Genomic DNA, 11,645 nt, shown 5'->3' with positions numbered 1-11,645 from the left:
CGGCGTTAAGGTTCAATTCCTCCGCAACTCCCCGGGAGCCCCGCATGTACAAGCGAATCCTGTTGGCCTACGACGGCAGCGATGCCGGCCAGAAAGCCCTGCTCGATTGCCGCGAACTCGCGCAGTGGGCCGGCTCCGAGCTCTTCCTGGTGGCCGTGATGCCCTCCGCCATGAGCTTCGTCGGGCTCGAAGGCGGCGTGTACGACATCGAACTGGAGGAGCGCGAACGCGCCAAGTACCAGGCCATCCTGCAGGACGGCCTGCGCCGGCTGGAGCAGGCCGGCTACGCCGCGCGCGGCGAGGTCGTCACCGGCGAGGCGGTGGAGGAGATCACCAAGTACGCACGCAAGGTCGAAGCCAGCCTGGTCGTGGTCGGCCACAAGCACCTCGACAGCTGGGCCGCGCGCTGGTGGCGCGGCTCGATCTCGGGCGCCCTGATCGAGCATTCGCCCTGCAGCGTGCTGGTGGTGATCACTTCGTGATCCGCCGCGCGTCGGCGCGCGCCCTTCCTGCTGCGCTGGCCCTGCTGCTGGCAGCCTGCGCGGTCGTTGCGCAGGCACCCGCCCGGCCGGCGCTGGTCGTGCTGCTGGTCGTCGACGGGCTGCCGCAGCGGCAGGTCGCCGCCTACCGCGACCAGCTGGCCCCCGACGGCCTGGCGCGCTTCCTGGACCACGGCGCCTGGTTCGCGCAGGCGCACTACGGCTACGCGTTCACCGTCACGGCGCCAGGACATGCGACGCTGCTCACCGGCGCGCGTCCGGGCCGCACCGGCATCATCGGCAACCAGTGGCGCGACGTGCTGTCCGGCGCGCTGGTCTACAACACCGGCGACCCCGCGCACCGCTACCTCGGCCATGCCACCGGCCCGCTGGACGGCACCAGCCCGCGCAACCTGAAGGTGGACACGCTGGGCGACGTGCTGCGCCGTGCCGATCCGCGTGCCCGGGTGATCGCCGTCTCGGGCAAGACCGCGGCGCCATCCTCCCGGCGGGCCGGCTGGGCACGGCCTACATGTACATGGCGACGACCGGCCGGTTCGCCTCCACCACCTACTACATGCAGCAGCATCCGGAGTGGGTCGAGGCCTTCAATGCCGCACGCCCGGCCGATCGCTGGTTCAAGGCCGAGTGGACACCGCTGCTGCCCGAGGCCGCCTATGCCCGCTCGCTGCCCGACGACCCACCCTGGTTCGGCCCGCGCGGCGGCCGGCTGCCGATGCGCATGGGCGGCGCCGATGCAGCGGCGCCGGGGCCGGCGTACTACGCCAGCCTGCTGCGCAGCCCCTTCGCCGACCAGCTCACGCTGGACTTCGCGCGCGCGGCGATCCGCGCCGAGCACCTCGGCCAGGACGAGGTGCCCGACCTGCTGGTGGTGAGCCTGTCCGGCCACGACTACGTGAACCACGCGTTCAGCGCCGAGTCCCGCATCTCGCACGACCACATCCTGCAGGTCGATCGCCTGCTGCAGGCCTTCCTGCGCGACCTGGATGCAACGGTCGGGCGCGGCCGCTACGTGGCGGTGCTCAGTGCCGACCACGGCTTCATGCCCGCGCCCGAGGTCCGCCGCGCGCGCGGCCTGGAGGCCGGCCGCGTGGACTGGCGCCGTGCGCTGGAGCGCGTGAACGGCCGGTTGCAGCAGGCTTTCGGCGCCGCGCCGCTGGTGCGGCTGAGCCCGGGCGCCTCGCTGAACGTCGACCGCCGGATGCTGGCCGAGCACGGCCTGGACCTCGACCGGGTGGCCGATGCAGCGCGGGCCGCGCTGCTGCTCGAGCCGGGCATCGCTGCCGCCTACACGCGCCGCGAGCTGCAGGATCGCAGCCGCACCGGGGCCCCCTTCTTCGAGCCGGTGCTGGAGGGCTGGCACCCGCAGGTCTCGGGCGACGTGCCCTACGTGCTCGAGGCCGGCTGGATGGCGTCGGCCGGCGTGGCCACGCACGGATCGCCGCACGCGTACGACACCCACGTGCCCCTGCTGCTGTGGGGGCCGCCCTGGGTGAAGCCCGGGCGGGTGGATGCGCGCGTGCAGGTCGTCGACCTGGCGCCCACGCTTGCCCATTGGCTGGGGCTGCCGCCGCCACCGGCCAGCCAGGGACGGGTGCTGCCGCTGCCGTGAAGGGGACGGGCGCAGCCACTGCGGTGGAAAGAGGCGGCCCGACGGACTTCAGCGCGCATTCGTGGATCCCCGCGTTCGCGGGGACGACCGGCTCGCTGCGGTGAGGGGCGGCCCGACCGATGTCAGTGCGCATTCGTGGGTCCCCGCTTTCGCGGGGACGACCGGCTCGCTGCGCTTCGCCGGTCGCTTTGCAAACCCGAAACCTGCGCGCCAAGCCCGCGACACCTGGGGCCGGCAAGCTGTTCCACGCGCGGGCGGCCCTGCCGCAAAGGTTCTACATTCGTGAGCGGGCCGCGGCCAGCCGGCGGCGGCAGAGCCGCTGCAGCGGCAACCGACCCGATACGACAAGAATGCAATCCGACCCCTCCCGCGAACTGCGCCATCCCCCCATCTCCGAGGCCGCGGAATCGCCGCCGCGCCGCCTGGGCCGTCGCGGCCAGCTGCTGGGCAGCCTGGTGGCGCTGCTGCTGGTGGCCGGCCTGGCCGGGCTGGCCTGGTACTTGACCCGGCAGCCGGCAGCGCCGGCCAATGGGGCCGCCTTCGGGCCCGGCCGGGGCGGCCCGGCCACCACCGTCGGCGTGGCCGTGGCCGAGCTCACCGACATCCCCGTCACGCTGGACGCGCTCGGCACCGTGGTGCCGCTGGCGACCGTGCGGGTGCGGCCGCAGGTGTCGGGCGTGCTGCAGCAGGTGCACTACCGGGAGGGCCAGTCCGTGCGCGCGGGCGAACTGCTGGCCAGCATCGACGCGCGGCAGTTCGAGGCGGCGCTGCAGCAGGCGACCGGCCAGCGCATGCGCGACGAGGCCCAGCTGGATGCGGCCCGCGTGACCCTGCAGCGCTTCCGCACGCTGCTGGCGCAGGATTCGATCGCCCGCCAGGAGGTGGACACCCAGGCGGCACTGGTCAAGCAGCTGGAGGCCGCCATCGTGGTGTCCAGGGCCAATGAAGCGGCGGCGCGCCTCGACCTGGGCTACACGCGCGTGGCGTCGCCGATCGCCGGCCGGGTGGGCCTGCGCACGGTCGACGTCGGCAACGTGGTCGGACCGTCCGATGCCAACGGCATCGCGGTGGTCACGCAGCTCTCGCCCATCGACGTGGAATTCGCCATCCCGCAGGACCGCATCGATGCGCTGCTGCAGGGCGGGCGCGGCGAGGCCCTGCCGGTGCGCGCGCTGGACAGCACCCGCCGCCGGGAGCTGGAGACCGGCCGCTTCATTTCGCTGGACAACCAGGTCGACGTCCAGACCGGCACGGTGCGGGCCAAGGCGCGCTTCGACAACGCCGGGCAGGCGCTGTTCCCGAACCAGTTCGTCAACGTGCAGCTGCGCCTGCGCACCATCGAGGGCGCGGTGACGGTGCCGCTGTCGGCGGTGCGCACCGGCGCCAACGGCGACTACGTGTTCGTGCTGAAGGACGACCGCACCGTGCAGCTGCGCAACGTGCGGCGCGGCGAGGCCACCGCCGAGCGGGTGCAGATCACCAGCGGCCTGCAGGCCGGCGAGCGCGTGGTGACCGAGGGCGCCGACCGGCTGCGCGACGGCTCGCGGGTGGTGCTGCCGGGCGAAGGGCCCGCAGCGGCGGCCGGCGCCCCCGGCAACGGCACGCCGGCGGCCGCCAGCGCGCGGCCGCGCCGCGCCGCGTCGGGGCCGCAACAGCGTCGTTCGGCGGGCGGCGGGGCGGCGCAATGACGGACGATGGATGGCGGCCCGCGGCCGCAATGACACGGTCCGGATGAGCCCCTCTCGTCCCTTCATCCTGCGCCCGGTCGCGACTTCGCTGCTGATGCTGGCGATCGTGCTGGCCGGTCTGGTGGGCCTGCGGCTGATGCCCTTGTCCGCGCTGCCGCAGGTCGACTACCCGACCATCCAGGTGCAGACGCTGTACCCCGGGGCCAGCCCGGAAGTGATGGCGCAGACCGTCACGGCGCCGCTGGAGCGGCAGTTCGGCCAGATGGCCGGGCTCGCGCGCATGAGCTCGACCAGCGCGGCGGGCGTGTCCATCGTCACGCTGCAGTTCGGCCTCGGCCTCGCCCTGGACGTGGCCGAGCAGCAGGTGCAGGCCGCGATCAATGCCGGCGCGACGCTGCTGCCGGCCGACCTGCCGGCGCCGCCCATCTACGCCAAGGTCAACCCCGCCGATGCGCCGGTGCTCACGCTGGCCATCACTTCGGCCCAGCTCCCGCTGCCCGAGGTGCAGAACCTGGTGAACACGCGGCTCGCGCTGAAGATCAGCCAGGTGTCGGGCGTGGGCCTGGTGACCCTGGCCGGCGGACAACGGCCGGCCGTGCGGGTGCAGGTGAACACGCGCGAGCTGGCTTCCTACGGCCTGACGCTGGAGAACGTGCGCACCGCCATCAGCGCCGCCAATGCCAACGGCGCCAAGGGCAGCATCGACGGGACGGCGCGTTCGTGGACCATCAATTCCAACGACCAGCTGCTCACCGCCGACGATTACGCCGACCTGGTGGTGTCGTACCGCAACGGGGCGCCGGTGCGCCTGCGCCACGTCGCCCAGGTGGTGGAGAGTGCCGAGAACGTCAGGCTCGGGGCCTGGTCGGCGCAGGGCGGCCGGGTGGAGCCGGCCATCATCCTGAACGTGCAGCGCCAGCCGGGTGCCAACGTCATTGCCACCGTCGACGCGATCAAGGCCCGGCTGCCCGAACTGGTGGCCGGGCTGCCGGCCGCGCTGCAGGTGGACGTGCTGTCCGACCGCACCACCGGCATCCGGGCTTCCGTGCAGCACGTGCAGATCGAACTGGTGCTGGCCGTGCTGCTGGTGGTGCTGGTGATCTTCGCCTTCCTGCACAGCCCGCGCGCCACCCTCATCGCCAGCCTTGCGGTGCCGATCTCGCTGGTGGGCGCCTGCGGCGCGATGTACCTGATGGGCTACAGCCTGAACAACCTGTCGCTGATGGCGCTGACCATCGCCAGCGGGTTCGTGGTGGACGACGCCATCGTCATGATCGAGAACATCAGCCGCCACATCGAGGATGGCGAGCCGCCGCTGCCGGCCGCGATGAAGGGCGCCAGCGAGATCGGCTTCACCATCATCTCGCTGACCGTGTCGCTGATCGCGGTGCTGATCCCGCTGCTGTTCATGGGCGACGTGGTCGGGCGGCTGTTCCGCGAGTTCGCGGTCACCCTGGCCATCACCATCCTGATTTCCGCCGTGGTATCGCTGACCCTGGTGCCGATGATGTCGGCACGCTGGCTGAAGGCGCATCCCGGCGGCGAAGCGGCCGGCAGCGGGCTGGGTGCGCGGTTGCAGCGGCGCTTCGAGCGCCTGATCCACCATTACGACCGGGCGCTGGTCTGGGTGCTGCGGCACCAGACGCTGACGTTGCTGGTCGCGCTGGCCACCCTGGTGCTGACGGTGCTGCTGTACATCCTCATCCCCAAGGACCTGTTCCCGACCCAGGACACCGGGCAGCTGCAGGCGCGGGTGGAGGCGCGCAAATCGATCGCCTATCCGAAGATGGCGCAGCTGCAGCAGGAGGTGGTGCAGGCGCTGCTGGAGGAGCCGGGGGTCGCCAGCATCGCCAGCTTCGTCGGCGTGGACGCGGCCAACAACACCATGCTGCACACCGGCCGGCTGCTGATCAACCTGGCCGGCGGCCGCGGCGAGCCGCAGGCGCTGATGGACCGGCTGCGCCGGCGCGCGCACCAGGTGCCGGGCGCCACGCTGTACCTGCAGCCGGTGCAGGACCTCACCGTCGATGCCGAGTCCGGCCCGACCCAGTACCGGTTCTCGCTGGAGGGGTCGGATACCGCGACGGTCAACGAGTGGGCGGGCCGGCTGGTGAGCCAGCTGCAGACGGTGCCGCAGGTGCGCAACCCGGTCACGGACGCGGGGGCGAGCGGCGCGGCCATCTACGTCGACGTCGACCGCGACACCGCGGCGCGCCTGAACATCACGGCCGCGGCCATCGACGAGGCGCTCTACAGCGCATTCGGCCAGCGCATCGTCTCGACCATCTTCACCCAGACCAACCAGTACCGCGTGATCCTGGAGGCGCGGCCGGAGGCTTCGGCGACGCCCGACTCGCTGGCCGGCATCCAGCTGCGCACCGGTTCGGGCGAGCCGACGCCGCTGTCGGCGATCGCGCGGATCGCGGAGCAGCGCGCACCGCTGCAGATCACGCACGTGGCGCAGTACCCCGCGGCCACGGTGGGCTTCGACACCGCGCCCGGCGTTTCGCTCGGGCAGGCGGTGGCCGCCGTGCGGCAGGCGGCCAGCGATGCGGCGCTGCCCTCGTCGGTGACCCTGACGTTCCTGGGCGCGGCGGGGGCCTTCCAGGCCTCGCTGGCCAACCAGCTCTGGCTGATCCTGGCGGCGGTGGTCTGCGTGTACATCGTGCTGGGCGTGCTCTACGAGAGCTACGTGCACCCCCTGACCATCCTGTCCACGCTGCCCTCGGCGGGGGTGGGCGCGCTGCTGGCCCTGATGCTCACCGGCCAGGCGCTGGGCGTGGTCGGCATCATCGGGATCATCCTGCTGATCGGCATCGTCAAGAAGAACGCGATCATGATGATCGACTTCGCGCTCGACGCGCAGCGGGTGGAGGGCCGGCCGGCGCGGGAGGCGATCCACCAGGCGGCGCTGCTGCGCTTCCGGCCGATCCTGATGACGACGCTGGCGGCGCTGGGCGCGGCCATCCCGCTGATGCTGGGCTGGGGCGAGGGCGCCGAACTGCGCCGCCCGCTCGGCCTGGCGATCTTCGGCGGGCTGGTGCTCAGCCAGCTGCTGACGCTGTTCACCACGCCGGTGATCTACCTGTGGTTCGAGCGGCTGGGCGAGCGCTGGCGCCGCCCCGGGCGCGCCGGGGTGGTGCGGTGAACCTCTCCGCCCCTTTCATCCGCCGCCCGGTCGGCACGGTGCTGCTGACGGCAGGGATCGCGCTGGCCGGCATCGCGGCCTTCTTCAACCTGCCGGTGGCCTCGCTGCCGCAGGTCGACTTCCCGGTGATCTCGGTCAGCGCCAGCCTGCCGGGCGCCAGCCCGGAGACCATGGCCACCAGCGTGGCCCAGCCCCTGGAGCGGCGCCTCGGCGTCATCGCCGGCGTCAACGAGATGACGTCCAGCAGCGGCACCGGCTCGACCCGGGTCACGCTGCAGTTCGACCTGAACCGGCAGATCGACGCCGCCGCGCGCGAAGTGCAGGCGGCCATCAACGCCGCGCGCGCCGACCTGCCGGCCAACCTGCGCAGCAACCCGACCTATCGCAAGGCCAACCCGGCCGCCGCGCCGGTGCTGATCCTGGCGCTGACCTCGCCGCGCCGCTCGCCCGGCCAGATCTACGACGCGGTCTCCAACGTCGTGCAGCAGAAGATCGCGCAGGTGCACGGCGTCGGCGACGTGGAGCTGGGCGGCGGCTCGCAGCCGGCGGTGCGCGTCGAGCTGCTGCCGTTCGCACTGAACAAGTACGGCATCGCCACCGAGGACATCCGCGCCGCGCTGCAGGCCGGCAGCGCCAACCGGCCCAAGGGCGACGTGCAGGATGCCGGCGGGCGGCGGCTGCCGGTCTACACCAGCACCAGCAGCAGCGCCGGGGGACCCGGCGGGCTGATCACCATGGGCGCCCACAAGCTGTCGGCCGCCGCCTATCGCGGCCTCGTGGTCGCCTGGCGCGACGGCGCGGCGGTGCGGCTGGGCGACGTGGCCGAGGTCAGCGACAGCGTGGAGAACGTCAACACGCTGGGCCTGTTCAACGGCGAGCCGGCCGTGATCGTGCTGGTCACCCTGCAGGCCGGCGCCAACGTGATCGAGACCGTGGACGAGGTGCGCGCCCTGCTGCCGCAGCTGCAGGCCGAACTGCCGCCGGACATCCGGCTGGCGGTGGCGTCCGACCGCACCCACTCGATCCGGGCTTCGCTGCACGAAGTGGAGCTGACGCTGGCCATCGCGATCGTGCTGGTGGTGCTGGTGGTGAGCGCCTTCCTGCGCAGCGCGCGCGCCACCTTCATCCCGGCGGTGGCCACCATCGTCTCGCTGCTGGGCACCTTCGGCGTGATGCTGGCGCTGGGCTTCTCGCTGAACAACCTGAGCCTGATGGCGCTGACCGTGGCCACCGGCTTCGTGGTCGACGACGCCATCGTGGTGCTGGAGAACATCTCGCGCCACCTGGAGCAGGGCATGGACCGCTTCCGGGCCGCCCTGCTGGGCGCCCGCGAAGTCGGCTTCACGGTGCTGTCGATCAGCCTGTCGCTGGTGGCGGTGTTCATCCCGCTGCTGTTCATGGGCGGGCAGGTCGGGCGCCTGTTCCGCGAGTTCGCCGTCACGCTGGCGGCCGCGGTGCTGATCTCGCTGCTGATCTCGCTGACCACCACGCCGATGATGTGCGCCTGGCTGCTGCGGCTTGGCCGGCCGGCCAAGCCGCCGGGTCGGCTGTCGCGCTGGGCGCAGCGCGGCTTCGACGCCACGCACCGTGCCTACGCCGTGATGCTCGACTGGGCGCTGCAGGCTCGCACGCTGGTGCTGCTGGTCCTGGTGGCGGTGATCGCCCTGAACGCCTTCCTGTTCGTGAAGATCCCCAAGGGCTTCTTCCCGCAGCAGGACACCGGGCAGATCAGCGGCGGCCTGCGCGCCGACCGCAGCATCTCGTTCCAGGCCATGCAGGACAAGCTGCGCCAGCTGGTGGACATCATCCGGGCCGACCCCGCGGTCGACACGGTGGTGGGCTTCACCGGCGGCAGCCGCGCCGGCGGAGGCTTCCTGCAGGTGGGCCTGAAGCCGGCCGCCGAGCGGGCGGCGGGCGAGCGCGCCCAGGCGGTGATCGCGCGGCTGCGCCCGCAGCTGCAGCAGGTCTCGGGCGTGAGCCTGTTCCTCAACCCGGTGCAGGACCTGCGCATGGGCGGGCGGCAGAGCAGCTCCACCTACCAGTACACGCTCAAGAGCGACAACCGGCAGGACCTGAGCCGGTGGGCGACCCGGCTGGCCGAGGCCATGAAGCAGCAGCCCGCGCTGGTGGACGTGGACACCGACCAGCAGGAGCACGGCGTCGAGCTGTTCGTCGAGGTCGACAAGGACACGGCGGCGCGGCTGGGCATCCGCTCGCGCGACGTCGACAACGCCCTGTACAACGCCTTCGGCCAGCGGCAGGTCGCGACCATCTATGGCGAGCTGAACCAGTACAAGGTGATCCTGGGCGTGGCGCCGCGCTACACCCTGAGTCCGCAGGCGCTCAAGGACATCTACGTGCCGGCGCCCAATGCGCCGGCCGGCGCCGCGGCCGGTGCGACCGTGGCGGCGGCCTCGCCGGTCGACCCGGCCCTGCGCGATCCTGCCAGCGGCCAGGCGCTCAGCAGCGCCGCCGTGCCCATGGTGCCGCTGTCGGCGATCGCGCACATCGAGGAACGGCCGACCGCCGCATCGGTGCAGCACCAGGACGCGGAGCTGGCCACCACGATCTCGTACAACCTGGCCGAGGGCCACACGCTGGCCGACGCCCAGGCGGCCGTCCGGCAGGCCGAGGCCGACATCGCGCTGCCGGGCAACGTGCGCGGCAGCTTCCAGGGCTCGGCGCGCGCCGCGCAGCAGTCGCAGCAGCAGCAGCCGCTGCTGATCCTGGCCGCGATCGTGGTGATCTACATCGTGCTGGGCGTCCTGTACGAAAGCCTGGTGCACCCCATCACCGTGCTGTCCACGCTGCCTTCGGCCGGCGTCGGCGCGGTGCTGGCGCTGATGCTGTTCGGGCTGGAGCTGTCGGTGATGGCGCTGATCGGCCTGTTCCTGCTGATCGGCATCGTCAAGAAGAACGCCATCCTGATCATCGACTTCGCACTCGATGCCGAGCGCTCGCGCGGGCTGGCGCCCCTGCAGGCGGTGCGCGAGGCCTGCCTGCTGCGCCTGCGCCCCATCCTGATGACCACGCTGGCGGCGGCGCTGGGCGCCTTGCCGCTGGCCATCGGCTTCGGCGAGGGCGCCGAGCTGCGCCGACCGCTCGGCATCGCCATCGTCGGCGGGCTGGTCGCCAGCCAGCTGATCACCCTGCTGACCACGCCGGTGGTCTACCTGCTGCTGGACAAGCTGCGCCGCCGCAGTCCCCACGAGCGCGCGCTGGCGCGCAGCCACGAGCCGGAACCCGCATGACCCCTTCGTTTCGCCCCACTACCCCGCTCGCGCTGGCCGTGGCGATCGCGCTGGCCGGCTGCGCCGTCGGTCCGCGCTACCAGGCGCCGCCCACGGTCGAAACCCCGGCCGCCTTCAAGGAGGGGGCCGGCGAATGGGTGCGCGCCGCGCCGGCCGACGCGCTGGAGCGCGGCCCGTGGTGGCGGCTGTTCCAGGATTCGCGGCTGGACGAACTGGCCGCGCAGGTGGAGGTCTCCAACCAGAACGTCGCCGCCGCAGTGGCCGGGTACCGGCAGGCGAGGGCGCTGGTGGCGCAGCAGCGCGCGTCGCTGTTCCCCGCCGTCAGCCTGGACGCCGGCGCCAGCCGCAGCGGCAGCGAAGGCACCGGCGTGACCACCGCCACCACCACCGGCGGCACCACCCGGGTCGGCAGCGGCGATCGCACCAGCTACCAGTTCGGCATCGGGGCGAGCTGGGAACCGGACGTGTGGGGCCGGCTGGCGCGCACCGTGGACGGCGCCGAGGCCGGCGCCCAGGCCAGCCTGGCGGACCTGGCCGCGGCGACGCTGGCCGCGCAGGGCGAGCTGGCCGCCAACTACTTCAACCTGCGCGAACTGGACGCCCAGCGCGAGCTGCTGGCCCGCACCATCGCCGGCTACGAGCGGGTGCTGCAGATCACGCGCAACCGCTACGAGGCGGGCATCGCGGCCCGCACCGACGTGCTGCAGGCGCAGACGCAACTGGCCAACGCGCGTGCCGAGCTGCTGGGGCTGGAGCGCCAGCGGGCCCAGTCGGAGCACGCGATCGCGGTGCTGGTGGGCCGAGCCCCGGCCCACTTCTCGCTGCCGGCCGAGCCCGACCGGCCGTTCGCCGTCCCGGACATCCCGCCGGCCGTGCCGTCCACGCTGCTGCAGCGGCGCCCCGACATCGCCGCAGCCGAACGGCGCGTGGCGCAGGCCAACGAGCAGATCGGCATCGCGCAGGCCGCGTACTACCCCAGCCTGCGGCTGACCGGCTCGGTGGGCGCCGGCGCCGCCAGCATCGGCGACCTGTTCAGCGCGTCCTCGCTGGTGTGGGCGCTGGGCGCCTCGCTGGCACAGACGATCTTCGACGCCGGTGCGACCGCGGCGCGGGTGGAAGGGGCGCGCGCCGGTCTGGACGCCGCCGCGGCGCGCTACCGCCAGACGGTGCTGTCGGCCTTCCAGGACGTGGAGGACCAGCTGGCCGGCGTCCGCGTGCTGGCCCGGCAGGTCGACCTGCGCGAGGAAGCGGCCCGCGCCGCCGAGCTGGTCGAGCAGCAGGTGCTCAATCGCTACCAGGCCGGGCAGGTCAGCTTCACCGAGGTGGTCAACGCCCAGGCCACGGCGCAGGGCGCGCGCCGCGCGCTGGTGCAATTGCAGGCCGACCGCCAGGCGGCGGCGGTGGCGCTGGTGCAGGCGCTCGGGGGTGGCTGGAGCGGGCTGTAGG

General features: G+C 72.8%; 6 protein-coding genes and 1 pseudogene. All 7 read left to right on the top strand.

The window, feature by feature from the left end:
• The first annotated feature begins 44 nt into the window (after positions 1–44).
• The 7 genes and pseudogenes from V6M57_RS10725 (at position 45) to V6M57_RS10700 (ending at position 11,644) form a co-directional block, all read left to right on the top strand.
• Positions 45–482, top strand: coding sequence for a universal stress protein (locus V6M57_RS10725; protein ID WP_332814978.1), 438 nt, complete (start codon positions 45–47; stop codon positions 480–482).
• Positions 410–874: pseudogene (locus V6M57_RS18525) on the top strand (alkaline phosphatase family protein); the annotation flags it as partial. The gene V6M57_RS10725 and the pseudogene V6M57_RS18525, both read left to right, overlap by 73 nt.
• Positions 875–1,017: 143 nt before the next feature.
• Entirely contained in the window at positions 1,018–2,112 is a 1,095-nt protein-coding gene (locus V6M57_RS10720; RefSeq protein WP_332814977.1) for an alkaline phosphatase family protein, read from the top strand.
• Positions 2,113–2,462: 350 nt separating this feature from the next.
• Positions 2,463–3,800 (top strand): efflux RND transporter periplasmic adaptor subunit, encoded by a 1,338-nt coding sequence (locus V6M57_RS10715; protein ID WP_332814976.1) that lies wholly within the window; start codon positions 2,463–2,465, stop codon positions 3,798–3,800.
• A gap of 43 nt (positions 3,801–3,843) precedes the next feature.
• On the top strand, positions 3,844–6,948 hold the full coding sequence (locus V6M57_RS10710) for an efflux RND transporter permease subunit (protein WP_332814975.1): 3,105 nt from the start codon (positions 3,844–3,846) through the stop codon (positions 6,946–6,948).
• The gene (locus tag V6M57_RS10705) at positions 6,945–10,199 is read left to right on the top strand and encodes an efflux RND transporter permease subunit (RefSeq protein ID WP_332814974.1); all 3,255 of its coding nucleotides are present in this window, start codon (positions 6,945–6,947) and stop codon (positions 10,197–10,199) included. The genes V6M57_RS10710 and V6M57_RS10705 overlap by 4 nt, the downstream gene beginning before the upstream one ends.
• Complete coding sequence (locus V6M57_RS10700; protein ID WP_332814973.1) at positions 10,196–11,644, top strand: efflux transporter outer membrane subunit; 1,449 nt, start codon at positions 10,196–10,198, stop codon at positions 11,642–11,644. Before V6M57_RS10705 ends, V6M57_RS10700 begins: the two co-directional genes overlap by 4 nt.
• The last annotated feature ends 1 nt before the right edge of the window (position 11,645 follow it).

The sequence above is a fragment of the Ramlibacter sp. genome, from assembly GCF_036676645.1.
Taxonomy (GTDB): Bacteria; Pseudomonadota; Gammaproteobacteria; order Burkholderiales; family Burkholderiaceae_C; genus Ramlibacter.
Note: the sequence above shows the minus strand (reverse complement) of the source record. Positions and strands in the feature narration are given on the sequence as shown.

What these genes read in the sequence shown, in the direction of transcription:
- V6M57_RS10725 (WP_332814978.1), top strand. Translation starts at nt 45, where the DNA reads ATGTACAAGCGAATCCTGTTGGCCTACGACGGCAGCGATGCCGGCCAG.
- V6M57_RS10720 (WP_332814977.1), top strand. Translation starts at nt 1,018, where the DNA reads ATGGCGACGACCGGCCGGTTCGCCTCCACCACCTACTACATGCAGCAG.
- V6M57_RS10715 (WP_332814976.1), top strand. Translation starts at nt 2,463, where the DNA reads ATGCAATCCGACCCCTCCCGCGAACTGCGCCATCCCCCCATCTCCGAG.
- V6M57_RS10710 (WP_332814975.1), top strand. Translation starts at nt 3,844, where the DNA reads ATGAGCCCCTCTCGTCCCTTCATCCTGCGCCCGGTCGCGACTTCGCTG.
- V6M57_RS10700 (WP_332814973.1), top strand. Translation starts at nt 10,196, where the DNA reads ATGACCCCTTCGTTTCGCCCCACTACCCCGCTCGCGCTGGCCGTGGCG.